Here is a 14,847-nt window from a genome sequence, read left to right on the forward strand (position 1 = left end):
GTAAAGCCTAAATAGTTTAGGTTTTTATCGAAGCTCTCAGGTACACATGACAGATGGGGCATACATTGACAATGTAATTAAAAATATTGCATTTCAACGGAGTGTGCGTATGTGTCATGTCGTCATTATTGGTTCTGGTATTACAGGTGTTACTTCTGCCTATGAACTTGCTCAATTAGGTTATCAAGTTACTGTTATTGATAAACATTTATTTCCCGCAATGGAAACATCATTTGCCAATGGTGGACAGCTGTCTGCGTGTAATGCTGAAGTGTGGAATCAAAAATCCACTGTGTTAAAAGGTATTAAATGGATGGCGAAGAAAGATGCACCATTATTGCTCAATCCATCTTTTGATTTGCACAAATATGCATGGCTGGTCGAATTCCTTGGCAATATCAAACACTATGAAGCAAATACTCAAAATACAGTGAAAATGGCACTTTTAGCGCGTCAAAGGCTATTTAATATTGCTGAACAAGAAGGGATTGATTTTGATTTAGAAAAACGTGGCATCTTGCATTTCTACCATTCTGAATATGATTATAAAGTGGCAACCAACGTCAATGCGCTGTTATGTAAAGGTGGTTTAGAACGCCATGCAGTGACCAATGAAGAAATTAAATCTATCGAACCGAGTTTGACGGGTGAGTACTATGGAGGCTTTTATTGTCCAGGTGATGCAACGGGGGATATTCATAAATTTACCACTGGACTTGCCAAAGCGACTGAAAAATATGGGGTAAAATATTTATTTGGTATGGAAGTTATTAATGTAGAACACACTGCCAATGGGGTGAATATTCAATATCATTCGAGTGTTGAAAACATGGAAGGTGGTTCAGTAGCAGTTGAACAACTCAGTGCAGATGCCGTGGTGATTTGTGGCGGTGTTGGTAGTTATCAATTGGCCAATCAATTGGGCGATCGTGTGAATGTTTATCCTGTAAAAGGCTATTCGATCACCGTACAATTGAATGATGAAGAAAGTATTAATGGTGCACCTTGGGTCAGCTTGCTCGATGAAAGCGCGAAAATCGTCACGTCACGATTAGGCGCTAATCGTTTACGTATTGCTGGAACTGCTGAATTTAATGGCTATAATCGAGATATCCGCTCAGATCGTATCCAACCTTTAACAGATTGGGTCAATAAGAACTTCGATATTTCAACCGAGCATTGTATCCCGTGGGCGGGTTTACGACCAATGATGCCGAATATGATGCCTGTGGTAAAACGTGGAAAACGTGAACGGGTATTTTATAATACAGGGCATGGACATTTAGGCTGGACGTTGTCTGCTGCAACAGCTGTGATGATTAGTCAGGAAATTGCAAGCTCGCATCCGATTTAATCGTATAGGCAATATTTTTGTATTTGCACTTTGGTGAATGTCCATATTCACCAGAGTGCTGGTAAAAATAATTAGGTGTGTTATGAATATAGAATCAACAACTCAAAAGCACTGGCATGAAACGAGCTATGTAAAGTTAGTTGAATCGATTCAATATATTGCACAAAATTACCACGATGTGCACGCCTTGGCCTTGTACTATTATTGTGATGATGATGAACCTTGTTTTCCCAAAGTTGAGCTGAACTTTAATACCATTGAACAGTTTGAGTCGCAAATTTCTGAAGCTTCGAGTCAAGCTGAAGCGAAATGGAATTATGCCTATTGGTTACAACAACCGTCTTGGGATATTGGGGGAGAGAATGATCAGCTTTTGGCACAATGGTTTGAGCAAACACCATTTTATTATTCTCAAAAACAGATGGAATATGCTGAACAAGAAGATGATGCACTATTTAATGAACTTTTAGAAAAAGGCGAGCAGTTTGCTCAATTGTTTATTACACAAATAATCAAAATAGTTCAGCAATTATTTTCTGAAAATATTCTTCAAGATACATTTGGGAAAAATCTTCCAGTCATTATTCATGAGCTTGAATATTATGAAGAACCCATTTCGTGGACCAAAAGAGCCAATCCAAGTGCATTAATCAATGAATTTATGGATGCCTGTGAAAGTGATTTCTCTTAACAAAATATGCTTATGATTCAATGCTGAGGGACGTGATGTGCCCCACAGCACTTATTGAGTGGAAGCAAGTACTTTAAACGTTATAGACGAGTAAAGACATCTTCTTGGGTTAAACGAGACTTGGGCAATTTTGCATTAAAGTCAGTATCACTACGATAACCGAGTGTCATAATCACAGACGGGACCAAATTCTTTTCAATTAAGCCTAATTCTTCAGTCAGAATATCTTCGTCAAAACCACCGATTGGCGTTGCATCGATACCTTCAATACCTGCAGCTAATAGCATTTGACCCAGTGCGATAAAGGTTTGATTTTCCGCCCAGCGCTGAATATCACCTTTTTCATTGCGATAATAAGAGACATAGCCTGTACGACTGTCTTTTTGACCTTGCTTAGCCTTGTCATCTTTAAAGCGGCCACTGAGATCATCCTGCTGAAGTAAATTACTCAGGTGCTGTTCTGTAATATCTGCTTTGGTACAGAATAAAATCGTATGTGATGAATCTAAAACCTTTGGTGCGTTGTAGCTATATTTTCCGATTAAGGCTTTAGCAATACGTTGTTTAGCTGCATCATTGTCAGCAATAAAAAAGTGCCAAGGCTGGATATTGATTGATGATGGTGTCAAACGTAGGATTTCAAGTAAACGTGCAAATTGTGCTTGAGGAATCTTTTTAGAAGAATCATAAGCCTTTGTGGTGTAACGTGTTTTTGCTACATTTAATACATCCATAAGGAGATCTCATATATCGTAAATTTTCGATATATTATATGCTAAAATTCCGAAATGTGAATCTTCAAAACGTAAATAAAGGTGGAAAATCTTTTTTAGCTGGGATAAATATTTGTAAATTTTATCAATGGATTATATTTGAACCAATATATCCCTGCAAAAAAGCATAAATTAATTGATTAATTCTTAATATTTTATTTCGTGTTTTTATTAAACTCTTAAACTCGCTATTTAACTGGTATTACAATAGACTGGATTCGTTAATTACAGCAGGAAAAATCATTGGTTTTAGATGATCAGAAACTCATTTAACGGTATTAACTTATGAGAAATTTGATAGAGTAGTGTAGAGGAAAAGACATTTTTTAATAATTAAGTATTAAAATTCTTTTATCATTTTTTACTCCATGAAAAAGTGAAATAAGTTGAAAGACATAATATTATTTATAGGCTCAATTTTTGCTCTCTGCTGGATAATATATTAATAAGCATTCTCGTCTATTTTTACTATTAAGCTTACTGTGATATTGATTCATGTTTGGATGGTTTTAATTTTATGGAATTATTAAATCTGTTTAGTTTAAGGGGGGAGTTATTGAATAATCCACTTAATAAATTTCCAATCCGCATTTTCATCCACTTCTAAAATCATTGCTTCAGATGTTTTTTCACGCCAATCTCCTAAAACAATTCTAGCTTTACCATTTACATCATGAATTTCAGGGCGATGAGTGTGACCATGAACCAACAGATCGACATTATTAATTGCTTTTTCTACAGCTTGTTGGTTAACATCCATAATTTCATAGGACTTATTTTGTTGAGACTCACGGCTTTTTTTACGAAAACCATTAGCAAGTTTTTGTCTAAAACCAAGTGGAGTACTTTTTAAAAGTCCCAATACAATCGGATTGCGAATAATTTTCTTAAATCGTTGATAAGAGATATCATCGGTACATAAAGCATCGCCGTGTTCAAGTCGAAATTGTTTATCAGCTATGGTAAATGTATAAAATTCGGGAAGTAGTTTGCCATCAAACTGATTTAAAATTTTTTTCCCTAAAGCAAAGTCACGATTACCCACTTGAAAATAAATTTGATTACCAGCTTGCAAGGAAAATTGTTTTAGATGCTCTATAATTTCATCTAACCAAGGCGCAGTATAATCATCCCCAATCCAAGCATTAAACCAGTCACCGAGAATAAACAGTTGTGTGTTTTGATATTTATAGTGTTCTAATAAATCAAAAAACCCTCGAACCAGTCGAGGGTGTTCTGGTGACAAATGTAAATCAGCGATAAACAGATAGGTCACTTATTTTTCCTATTTAATAACTCCTCCTAACCTTGCTTAGTAAAGGGAACAATATCCCTTTATTTAAAAGAAGCTTCGGGAGGATTTATAAATTATTCAGAGATAATTTTTGCAGATTCAATCACAATGTTTTCTAAAGGAACATCAGCATGATAACCACGGTTACCTGTACGAACACCTTTGATTGCTTCAACGATGTCTAAGCCTTCAGTCACTTTACCAAATACTGCATAACCCCAACCTTGAGCAGTTTTACCTGTATGGTTAAGGAAAGAGTTATTTTTTACATTGATGAAAAATTGTGCAGAAGCAGAGTGAGGTGCTTGAGTACGTGCCATTGCAACTGTACCCTCATCATTGCTTAAACCATTGTCCGCTTCATTTTCAATTGAATCACGTGTGGTTTTTTCTTTGAAGTTTTCATCCATGCCACCGCCTTGGATCATGAAACCGTCAATAACACGATGGAAGATTACGCCATCATAAAAACCATCACGAACATATTCTAAAAAGTTAGCAACAGTTTTTGGTGCTTTTTCAGAGTTAAGTTCAAGAACAATGCGTCCTTTGTTGGTGTTTAATTCGACTTGAGGAAAACTCATTCTATAATCTCCTAATCATGACTAAAAATGTCATGGGTTTTTGGTTGAGAGAAGCATAAGCAAACTGTAAACTACATAGCAAGTAAAAATGTGAAATTCTTTTGTTAAAAAAGGATAAAATCACATTTTATATATTCAATTTTAACTTTTAGAAGTGATTTATCAACTATGAAGCCAAATGATGTTGTTTCAGAACTGCCGAAAACTCCGACAAATAGTCCAAGCCCTGTCGATAATGCGCAGCAAGAACAACAAGCGGGCTTAGATTTTGTACGCCAAGTCATTACAGAAGATTTGGCAGCGGGCCGTACACAAAAAGTTGTTACGCGTTTTCCACCTGAGCCAAATGGTTATCTACATATTGGCCATGTAAAGGCTATTTGCTTAAATTTTGGTATCGCTCAAGAATACGATGGTTTATGTAACTTGCGTTTTGATGACACCAACCCAGATGCTGAAGAACAAGAATATGTTGACGGTATTGCCAATGATGTAAAATGGTTAGGTTTTGAATGGAATGGCGAACCTCGCTATGCATCAAGTTATTTTGACCAATTACATGCTTGGGCAGTTCAGTTGATCAAACAGGGCGATGCTTATGTAGATCTACAAAGCCCAGAAGAAATTAGAATTAACCGTGGTAATTTTGTCGAGCCAGGTAAAAACTCACCTTATCGTGATGCATCTATTGAAGAAAACCTTGCTCGTTTTGAAAAAATGAACAATGGTGAATTGGCCGAAGGTGAAGCAGTATTACGTGCCAAAATTGATATGACATCACCAAATGTACATATGCGAGATCCAATTCTATATCGTGTACTTCATTCAGAACATCACCAAACTGGTGATAAATGGAAAATGTACCCAATGTATGACTATGCTCATCCATTGTCAGATGCGATTGAAGGGATTACACATTCATTATGTACCTTAGAGTTTCAAGACCATCGCCCATTTTATGATTGGGTTGTTGAGAAAGTGCACTCACAATCGGTTCCACGTCAGTATGAATCTAGCCGTTTAAATGTAGATTATACGATTACCTCTAAACGTAAATTACGTAAATTGGTAGAAGGTAACTATGTTCATGGTTGGGATGACCCGCGTATGCCAACTGTGGTGGGCATGCGTCGTCGTGGTTTTACTCCTGAAGGGTTACGTGAGTTTTGTAAGCGTGTAGGTGTATCTAAAACAGACGGTATCGTAGATGTGGCTATGCTTGAATTCTGTATTCGCCAATCCCTTGAAAATACAGCAGCACGTGGTATGGCTGTTTTAAATCCGCTGAAAGTGACTTTGACCAACTTGCCAGCAGATTTGAATTTAAGCCATTCACGTCATCCAAATGTAGATATGGGCGATCGTATTATTCCTTTAACCTCTGAAATTTTTATTGATCGTAAAGACTTTGAAGAAGTTCCGCCAAAAGGTTTTAAACGTTTAGTTCCTGAGGGTGAAGTGCGTTTACGTCATGCGTATGTGATCAAGTGTGATGAAGTGATTAAAGATGCCAATGGCGAAGTGATCGAGTTGAAATGTTCTATTGATCCGGAAACTTTAGGTAAAAACCCAGAAGGTCGTAAAGTGAAAGGCGTTGTACATTGGGTTTCTGCGTCGAAAGGGATTCCTGCTGAGGTTCGAGTTTACGATCGTTTATTCACCGAAGCTGCACCAGATGCGGATGATGATTTCTTAGCAAACTTAAATCCAGAATCTTTAACGGTACTTCAAGCGGTAATTGAGCCTGCTTTGGCAAAAGCGCAGCCAGAAGATCGTTTCCAGTTTGAACGCGAGGGTTATTTTGTTGCGGATCAATATGATCATACAGCAGATAAACCTGTGTTCAATCGTGTCTTAGATTTGAAAGATAGCTTTAAACCGGGTAAATAATTTTATTCAATCCTGAATGAAATCATGAATTAAGACCTAGCTTTGGCTAGGTTTTTTTCATGTTGTTTAAAATTGATTGAGTAATACTATAGAAAAAAGATATAGTAAATGCATAAATAATAATCAGGACAAATATATGTCTTCCCAATTTGATTTTGTTACGGTCCATATTAAACCTAATGTTCATTATAAAGGACGATCAATCAGTTATCTTATCGAATGTAAAGATGGTTCGAAGAAAACATTGGGGGTAATTTTACCCACAGAGAAACCTTTAACTTTTGAAACTCATGTGACTGAGCGCATTGAAATTGTTTCTGGAAAATGCTTGGTTCGGATAGCAGATCAAGAAGAAATGGAGGTCTACAGTTGTGGAGAATCTTTTACTGTACCTGCAAATAGTCGTTTTAGTCTGCAATCTAGCGAAGTTGTAGATTATGTTTGTCATTTAGAATAACGAATAATGTTAGGCAAATCATCATTAGAATTCTTTAAAGTAATCCTGTAAATACTCAATAAAAACTTTTACTTTATCAGAGATTAATTTTTTATCTGGAATAACAGCATAAATAGCAGTGGGTTCTACCATAAAATTAGGAAGCACATGAACCAGTTTTCCTGAATCTAAATCGTTTTTGACATGCCAAAGTGAGTGATTGGATATGCCGAGCCCTGCCAAAGATGCCTGACGAATCCCTTCGCCTGAGTTACTAATAAAATAGCCATTTACGTGGATATTTAATCTTTGATTGGATTTAGCATGATCCAGAAACTTCCATGTATTGGTGATGCCTTGTTGATGACGCTGCACGATACAACGATGTCGCTGTAAATCCTCTAAACGTTTGGGGATACCAAATTTAGCTAGATATTCAGGTGCAGCACAAAGTAAGCGTTTATTGATAGATAAAGGTTTTGCAATTAAAGAAGAGTCTTGTAGTTTGCCTATGCGAATTGCGATATCCATACCTTGGGTAATAAGATCTACATTTTGGTCATTTAAATCTAGATTGATTAATAATTCAGAATGGTGTTTTAAAAACTCAGCAATAACTTGAACTAGTATCTGGGTTCCAAAGGTTGCGGAAGCCGTGATATTAATGCTCCCTGAAAGTTTTTGATCTTGAAGCTTTAAATTTTCGGTCAATGTTTGAAAACTATCGAGAAGTGGACGTCCTTGCTTAATCAATATTTTGGCTTCTTCAGTCAGACTCAGTTTACGTGTCGTGCGATAAAAAAGTTTAAGGCTAAGCTGATTTTCAAGCCTTTGCACTCGTTGACTTGCCACTGAAACTGCAATATTGGCTTCTTTTGCGGCTTGGCTGATTGAACCCAAATCTGCGACACGTAAGAAGAATTGAAAGTCTTGTGTATTCATTTTCCATAAAATCGAAAAAGTAATTTCTTATTATCCTGATTTTTTAAATAATACCAAGTTGTTATTTTGTGATGAGACACATTATTCAATCAAGGTGAATGATCATGAAATATAATTTTTTAGGCGAATCTGGTTTAAAAGTATCTGAGCTGGGGTTTGGTGCTGGAACCTTTGGAGGAAAAGGTCCTCTATTTTCTGCATGGGGACAAACAGGGCAGATCGAAGCGAATCAAATGATTAGCACATGTATAGATGCAGGAATTAATTTCTTTGATACTGCCGATGTGTATTCAGACGGTGAATCTGAAAAAATGCTTGGAATTGCATTAGCGCCTTATCGGCACAGTACGATTATTTCAACTAAAGTTGCGCTTCGTAGCAATGAGCAAGTGAATCAGGTCGGATTTAGTCGTCATTATTTAATTCATGCAGTAGAGCAATCGTTAAAACGATTAAATACAGACTATATCGATGTTCTACAGTTACATCAGTTTGATAGCTTTACTTCACTCGATCAGCTTATGAAAACTTTAGATGAATTGGTCCGAAGCGGAAAAGTTCGTTATATCGGGGCATCTAATTTTTCAGGCTGGCAATTGATGAAAGCACAGTCGATTGCAGATCGTTATGGTTATGAAAAAATGGTAGCACATCAGGTGTATTATTCATTGATAGGTCGGGATTATGAATGGGAATTGATGCCTTTAAATCATGATCAGCATATTGGTGCTGTTGTGTGGAGTCCTTTGGGATGGGGTCGTTTGACGGGTAAGTTTGATCGTGAGCGTCCTATGCCTGAAAATAGTCGCTTACATGAAACAGCACAATTTGCACCACCCGTAAACAAAGAATATCTTTATCAAGTGATCAATACTTTAAAACAGATTGCATTAGAAACGGGATATTCAGTCCCACAAATTGCTTTAAAATGGCTGTTAACACGAGCTACCGTTTCGACTGTATTGATTGGTGCTCGAAATCAACAACAACTGCAAGATAATCTCATTGCAAAAGATCTAGTACTTATGGATTCACAATTACAGCGTTTAAATCAAGCCAGTGCGGTTTATCCAGCATATCCATATTACCCATATTGGAATGGTCAATTTTCAGAGCGCTATCAGAGCATCGTTGAATCATCACTTATTCAAAACTAATTGGTTAAATTTATTAACAAAAACATGATACTGATTACATAGCACTTATGTTATCAGTATCACTTTGTTATCTATATAATTCAATATAAGTTTAGAAGAGTAATAAGAATGAATCCAACCATTGAAACTCAAATGTTAATTCGTAAACCCGTGTCTGCGGTTTTTAATGCATTTATTGATCCTGACATTACTTCAAAATTCTGGTTTAGTCGATCTACAGGACCACTAAAAGAAGGCAAAATTGTGCAATGGAGTTGGGATAAGTATCAAGTCAGCTCAAAGGTTATGGTATTTAACATTATTGAAAATAAATTGATTCAAATTACTTGGGGTGAACCCAAAACATCGGTAGATTTTATATTTGAAGAAATCAGCTCAGAGCAAACTTATTTAAAAATTAGAAATTATGATATTTCGCTTCAAGGCTCTGAACTAATTCAATTTATTATAGATGCAACTGGAGGATTCACCACAGTGCTGGATGGTTTAAAAGCTTATTTGGAATACGGATTAGAACTCAAATTGGTTGAAGACAAATTTCCACCATTTTAATGGTATTTTAAAATCAGGGCTGTACTTAAGGTCATGTGAAGAACCTCGTTGAGTATTTTACTTTTTAGGCTGTTGTTCTTTAAGAGATAAATAGGTTGGAAGTTTTAATTTTGACTGAGCCCTGAGTTTCATTTTTATATATAAAACTAAAGCAAAACAGGTGGTTGCAACTGTTAAAAATAAGCCATTCATATAGGTCATGATTGAACTGATATAGCCAATCGTGGTTAAACGGTTCATCATTTTTACCACTTGAGGACTACTTTCAACCCCTGTAATTGCCCAACTACACAGATGTTCACAATTATTGATAATTAAATGATAGCTATTTTCGTGCATGCGTGTACGCATACGTCGAACCACATGACGACCAGAAAACTTAGGTTGATCATAGTAACGGACACGGATCACTTTACCATGTGAAAATTTTTCAAGTGAAGTGATTTCGATTGGGCGTTTTTTTACAAAATGTGCCAGTCCAGAATAATGTATAACACGACCTTTTCCAGCATAGATTCCATGATGGCTATAGCCAAAATGTTTGACGATTAAATGCGCACCTAACGGGTATTTAGCTATTTGTTTTGTCTGCATATTCCCACTCAGTTCAAATAAAGTGTACACATGTATTTAATTGAAAGGATAGTTTGATTATAACGATGCAAAATGAATTTGATAGCCCTTAAAGTGATAATTACGTAAAAAAATGCATTAAAAATGCTAATTAGCCTTCATTATTCAATAGATCACACGATAAAATATAACACTTTGAATGGGGGTGTTATGAATTTGAAAACTGGAGTATATGCGCTGATAAGCATGATGGGATTGAGTGCACTTTCCTTTCAAGTCAATGCCAATACCGACTATATCAAAATAATCAAAGACAAGAAGGTGATCGCAGATGCTGTACGTATCGACGATCTTGATCAGCTACAACTATTTTTAAAAAATCAACAAGGACAAACTTATAAAAAGTTCGCAGCTGTACAAAAAGAGCATAAAAAATGCCAGATCAGTTTTGCCATGAATGCAGGAATGTATCATCCAAATTTTGCACCAGTGGGTTTATACATTGAACAAGGTAAACAACAAACAGAATTAAACCAGCAAAAAAATAAATTTGGTAATTTTTTTATGCAACCCAATGGCGTGGTTGCTTGGAACAATAAGCAAGCTGTGATTAAAACCACAGAGCAATATCTTAAATCTAATTTTAAAGCTCGCTATGCAACACAATCTGGTCCAATGTTATTGATCAATGGTGAGATCAATCCAATTTTCGTTAAAAACTCAGATTCATTAAAAGTTCGCAATGGGGTGGGAATTAAAAATAATCAACTGTATTTCGTGATAAGTCGTGGAAAAATTAATTTTTATAATTTTGCTGATATTTTTAAGTCGCAGCTTAAAACAGATCAAGCTTTATATTTAGATGGCTCAATTTCAAGTGCATTTATTCCACAAGTGAAAAGGCATGATCAGACTTATGATTTAGGTCCAATGTTTATTTATAGTGAAGCAAAAAATTGTGACGATTAAAATGTGAAAATTAAAGTTTTAGTTTTTATTTACAGGAAAAAAAGGATGCCTGCAAATTGAAGCATCCATTTTGTAGATTAATGATAAATTACTTAACCATGCCAATGATTGAAGACTGTGCTTTACAGGCTTGAATAGCATCTTCTTTAGATAACTTTTTAATTTCTTCTTCAAAGGCTTTTTTCTGTTCTTTTAGTGAATCTTCAGGAATGCCACTTTGTTTTGCCAAGTCTTCCATATGCTTCCAAGATTCTTCACATTCCTTTGGCATACCACCACATGCGGTTAAGATAGTGCCTAAAGCGAGAATTGGAATTAAACGTAATAATTTCATATTTAGATCCTTTAATTAAGTTGGTTTTTTACTGAGGTTTATTCATATTGATCATTAAAATTTATAGCGTATACAAATGACGGAAAAATGAATTTGTCTTTGAATAAAAAGAAAAAGACTTCATTCTCAAGTATATACACTAGAATGAAGTCTACGCTAAAAACAATTTTAACAAGATCATGCATTGAGCATTAGAAACGGTAACCTATTTTTAAACCATAGCCTATGGCATTGTTGTCACGATAATCACCTTGTTGGGCAATTTCTGAAGCACCGGGTACCGGAATGTAATAGGTACCATCTTGTGCCGTGGCATCCCCAATCCAAATATATTTGATGCCTCCTGCGATAAAATAATTTTCAGCAGGATTGTATTGAACACCCAACCCTAAGCCCCAACCGCCTTTGGTAGGATTCAATACAGAAGCAGGATTTCCAGTACCAGAATCCCATGAAACATCAGCCGACGCAGCCCATTTTTGTGTAAATTGATGTCCTAAACCAATAGTGATGCTGTATTGGTCTTTTTGATAGTCATCGAGATTGAATCCACCAGCATACAGGCCTTGGCTTAACTCAGCTGTTGCCAGTTCAGTGAGTGCACCAAACTGTGTTGGACGGATTCTAAAATCTTTCCAATTTACCCAACGTGCATTTAAATATGCCAGCGTGTCTTTATAGATGCCTGTTTGAAAATCTAAATTTACCGATTGTGGCGTTTTGATTTCTGTATCTTTATCAGTGGTGAATGCTAAAGGTTGTCCAAAAATCGTTTCTTGAGCATCTATTTTATGCTTGATTTCAGAACGATAAGTTACCGCTGCTTTTAAAGCAATTTCAGGAATCTGAAAAGCAGCACCAGCAAGCCATCCAACAGCATTATCTTGTTTAAAATTAGCATCATAGCCATTAAACACACTCATCGAATTACCACGCAAAGACACTTTGCCTTTGACTGTCTGGTATACCGCACCGCCGTAAAGGTTAAAATGGGCATCTGGCTGAAAACCAAATAACATCGCAATATTTTGAGTATCAACATCCGCAATGGTACCTTTCATACTGATTTCGGTATCAGAGAAGGTATTATTACTACGTAAAGGATATTCGATTGCAGCACCATAAGGTTGATCATAGATGAGCCCAAAGGAAACTTTTGGCGCAATTTGCAGTTTTAAAGCAGCATTATAGTATTGATATGATTGTGCCATATCACCTGTAGTTAAATCATTGCTCCCTGTATTGACTAAATCAGGTCGATTTCGGACTTTGCCTGATACTTCTGGGTCAACTGTGGCAATACTGGCTTCGAAATAATTCTTGTCTTCAAGAAACGCCAGTATCGATTGACCAGATTGATCCATCGCAGCTGCATGAGTATATGCAGTGGGTAAAATGCTGAGGACACTGAGAATCAGTGATTGAGTTTTCATGCTTTTCTTTCCTTGAATGTTTTTTTTATTTAGCATATAAAATTCAGATAAACAAAGTGAACAATAGAGGTTAAGCTATTAGTTTATTTAATTTTTATCTGAAATCTTTATGATTTTAGTGAATCATTTTTAGTGGATTTAATAAAGGGGGCTAATGACCAATTTAAGGGGGGATTATCGGACAACTCATGTTTGCATTGTCTTAAGAAGTTGCCTCAGATCATTTAAGAATATTGTAGAATCAATTAATGATTTAAAAAGGTTCATTTTCTAAAAAGGAGTAATTTAAAATGACTGTTTTGATCGATCAGGAATTGATAAATCAGCAAGGGTAGAAAATAACATCAACAAGATAATTAAGTTCATCAATGATTTATTAAATATTGAATCAAGCGATCAGGGTGGATAGCTTATTGCTGCAAAATTTATTAGTATTTAGTCTGCATTACCTTGTAGTACCAACAGGGCAATCTATTCGCTGCCAGTTTATTTGGAATGGAATTTACATATCGCTATGAATTATAAAAGATCCTCTGTCATGGAAGAGAAAATGCAACAGAACCGTGAGACAATTTTATTGTCTGCACGTGAATTGATTGCACAAGGAGGATTTAAAGATGCACAAATTCAAGCAATTGCAGATAGGGCGGGTGTATCAAGTGGTTTGGTCTACAGATATTTTGAAAATAAAAATCAGGTATTGATTGAAGTTTTAAATGCAGCGATTCATATCGAAGTTAATATTCTCAATGATATTGCACATACTGAACTTAGTGCGATAGAAAAATTAGATCGAGCAGTCACAACCTTTGTAAAAAGGGCAATGAACAGCCCTCGACTCTCTTATTCTTTATTATTTGAACCAGTCGATCCTCAATTTGAGTTAGAACGCTTTCAAAGTAAGCAATTGATTAAAGAAAGTATTATTAAAATTTTGACAGAAGGACGTCATTCAGGCGAGTTTATTTTTGAGGATCTAAACACCACCGCATTGTGCATCGTTGGCGCAATGACTTTCGTTGTGATTGAACCTTTAAGTATCGCCAAGACCAAGCGTTTTGATAAAAGCTATAAAGAGTATTTTGTAAAACAAATTGCTGATTTTTGTTTACAGGCAGTGAAAGTTAAACATCCTCAGGAATAATATTAATCATCATTGCAAGGGTTAAAGGAATGGCAAAGGACTTTAATAATCCAGTTGTAGTTGAAGGATATGATGCGCATATTCGTAGATTAATTCCCGGCTATGAACTGATACATTTACAAGTCCATGCTGTATTAAAGAGCTATGTATTGACTCAAGCGAAGATTTTAGTCGTGGGATGTGGTACAGGTTATGAACTGCAATATTTGGCTGAGCAATTTCCTCACTGGAATTTTACAGCAATCGATCCTGCAGCAAATATGATTGATAAAGCCAAACAACATATAGCTGGTTTAGGGCTTTGTTCTCGAATTCAGTTTGTACAAGGTGATACATCTGTTCTTAAACAAGTCGATGAGAATTTTGATGTGGCTTTGGCTATCTTGGTTTCACATTTTGTTCCAGTTGATGCAAAAGCACAATTCTTAAAAGATATTGCAAATCACCTAAGCAGTACTGGTCTATGTTTAAGTTATGAATTAATGGAAATTTCGAATGCCAAACAATTACAAGCTTTAAAAAATCTGAGTTTAGCAACAGGATTAACAGAAAAACAGGCGCAACTTATGGCAGAACGTATTGAACAAGATTTTGCTTTAATTTCTGTTGATGAAATGAGCGCTTTGTATTTACAAGCAGGTTTTAAGCGTGTGGAAAGTTTTGCTCAAGTATTGAATTATCATGGTTTTATTGCATTTAAAACGGACTAAGAAAAACGTCT

Annotated in this window: 16 protein-coding genes; 9 read left to right on the forward strand and 7 right to left on the reverse strand. The window is 35.8% G+C overall.

The window, feature by feature from the left end; genetic code table 11:
- Positions 1-109: 109 nt before the first annotated feature.
- The gene (locus tag AC2G3J_RS08960; RefSeq protein ID WP_419327362.1) at positions 110-1,354 is read left to right on the forward strand and encodes a D-amino acid dehydrogenase; all 1,245 of its coding nucleotides are present in this window, start codon (positions 110-112) and stop codon (positions 1,352-1,354) included.
- An 82-nt stretch (positions 1,355-1,436) separates the two neighbouring features.
- Positions 1,437-2,045 carry a DUF4303 domain-containing protein gene (locus AC2G3J_RS08965; protein WP_483770975.1) on the forward strand — a complete coding sequence of 203 codons (609 nt, stop codon included), beginning with the start codon at positions 1,437-1,439 and terminating at the stop codon, positions 2,043-2,045.
- An 80-nt stretch (positions 2,046-2,125) separates the two neighbouring features.
- On the opposite strand, the gene nfsB is transcribed toward AC2G3J_RS08965, so the two are convergent.
- From nfsB to AC2G3J_RS08980, 3 genes are all read right to left on the reverse strand, one after another.
- Positions 2,126-2,779 (reverse strand): oxygen-insensitive NAD(P)H nitroreductase, encoded by a 654-nt coding sequence (gene nfsB / locus AC2G3J_RS08970; protein WP_483770976.1) that lies wholly within the window; start codon positions 2,777-2,779, stop codon positions 2,126-2,128.
- Positions 2,780-3,371: 592 nt separating this feature from the next.
- Positions 3,372-4,094, reverse strand: coding sequence for a UDP-2,3-diacylglucosamine diphosphatase (locus AC2G3J_RS08975; protein WP_483770977.1), 723 nt, complete (start codon positions 4,092-4,094; stop codon positions 3,372-3,374).
- A 92-nt stretch (positions 4,095-4,186) separates the two neighbouring features.
- Positions 4,187-4,696 carry a peptidylprolyl isomerase gene (locus AC2G3J_RS08980; RefSeq protein ID WP_105712525.1) on the reverse strand — a complete coding sequence of 170 codons (510 nt, stop codon included), beginning with the start codon at positions 4,694-4,696 and terminating at the stop codon, positions 4,187-4,189.
- 168 nt (positions 4,697-4,864) lie between these two features.
- Between AC2G3J_RS08980 and AC2G3J_RS08985 the strand changes: the two genes are divergently transcribed.
- The gene (locus tag AC2G3J_RS08985) at positions 4,865-6,586 is read left to right on the forward strand and encodes a glutamine--tRNA ligase/YqeY domain fusion protein (RefSeq protein ID WP_336950958.1); all 1,722 of its coding nucleotides are present in this window, start codon (positions 4,865-4,867) and stop codon (positions 6,584-6,586) included.
- 136 nt (positions 6,587-6,722) lie between these two features.
- Positions 6,723-7,043, forward strand: coding sequence for a pyrimidine/purine nucleoside phosphorylase (locus AC2G3J_RS08990; protein ID WP_336950959.1), 321 nt, complete (start codon positions 6,723-6,725; stop codon positions 7,041-7,043).
- 24 nt (positions 7,044-7,067) lie between these two features.
- Here AC2G3J_RS08990 and AC2G3J_RS08995 read toward each other — a convergent pair whose 3' ends face one another.
- A complete protein-coding gene (locus AC2G3J_RS08995; RefSeq protein WP_483770978.1) occupies positions 7,068-7,964 on the reverse strand; it encodes a LysR family transcriptional regulator in 897 nt (298 codons plus the stop codon).
- Positions 7,965-8,068: 104 nt separating this feature from the next.
- On the opposite strand from AC2G3J_RS08995, the gene AC2G3J_RS09000 reads away from it, so the two are divergent.
- Entirely contained in the window at positions 8,069-9,121 is a 1,053-nt protein-coding gene (locus tag AC2G3J_RS09000) for an aldo/keto reductase (RefSeq protein WP_483770979.1), read from the forward strand.
- A 108-nt stretch (positions 9,122-9,229) separates the two neighbouring features.
- Positions 9,230-9,673: an SRPBCC domain-containing protein gene (locus AC2G3J_RS09005; RefSeq protein ID WP_336950962.1), complete on the forward strand. Its 444-nt coding sequence runs from the start codon at positions 9,230-9,232 to the stop codon at positions 9,671-9,673.
- A 57-nt stretch (positions 9,674-9,730) separates the two neighbouring features.
- Here AC2G3J_RS09005 and AC2G3J_RS09010 read toward each other — a convergent pair whose 3' ends face one another.
- Positions 9,731-10,267, reverse strand: a complete 537-nt coding sequence (locus AC2G3J_RS09010; protein WP_209826074.1) for a lecithin retinol acyltransferase family protein — start codon at positions 10,265-10,267, stop codon at positions 9,731-9,733.
- 189 nt (positions 10,268-10,456) lie between these two features.
- On the opposite strand from AC2G3J_RS09010, the gene AC2G3J_RS09015 reads away from it, so the two are divergent.
- Positions 10,457-11,215: a phosphodiester glycosidase family protein gene (locus AC2G3J_RS09015; protein WP_419327286.1), complete on the forward strand. Its 759-nt coding sequence runs from the start codon at positions 10,457-10,459 to the stop codon at positions 11,213-11,215.
- A gap of 88 nt (positions 11,216-11,303) precedes the next feature.
- Here AC2G3J_RS09015 and AC2G3J_RS09020 read toward each other — a convergent pair whose 3' ends face one another.
- Both AC2G3J_RS09020 and AC2G3J_RS09025 read right to left on the reverse strand, forming a co-directional pair.
- A complete protein-coding gene (locus tag AC2G3J_RS09020; RefSeq protein WP_004719975.1) occupies positions 11,304-11,549 on the reverse strand; it encodes a hypothetical protein in 246 nt (81 codons plus the stop codon).
- A 191-nt stretch (positions 11,550-11,740) separates the two neighbouring features.
- Positions 11,741-12,982 (reverse strand): transporter, encoded by a 1,242-nt coding sequence (locus AC2G3J_RS09025; protein ID WP_419327285.1) that lies wholly within the window; start codon positions 12,980-12,982, stop codon positions 11,741-11,743.
- A 514-nt stretch (positions 12,983-13,496) separates the two neighbouring features.
- Between AC2G3J_RS09025 and AC2G3J_RS09030 the strand changes: the two genes are divergently transcribed.
- Together AC2G3J_RS09030 and AC2G3J_RS09035 are read left to right on the forward strand one after the other, a co-directional pair.
- Positions 13,497-14,126: a TetR/AcrR family transcriptional regulator gene (locus tag AC2G3J_RS09030; protein WP_336950965.1), complete on the forward strand. Its 630-nt coding sequence runs from the start codon at positions 13,497-13,499 to the stop codon at positions 14,124-14,126.
- Between the two features lie 29 nt (positions 14,127-14,155).
- Positions 14,156-14,836 (forward strand): class I SAM-dependent methyltransferase, encoded by a 681-nt coding sequence (locus AC2G3J_RS09035; protein ID WP_336950966.1) that lies wholly within the window; start codon positions 14,156-14,158, stop codon positions 14,834-14,836.
- The last annotated feature ends 11 nt before the right edge of the window (positions 14,837-14,847 follow it).

The organism is Acinetobacter legionensis, assembly GCF_057165765.1.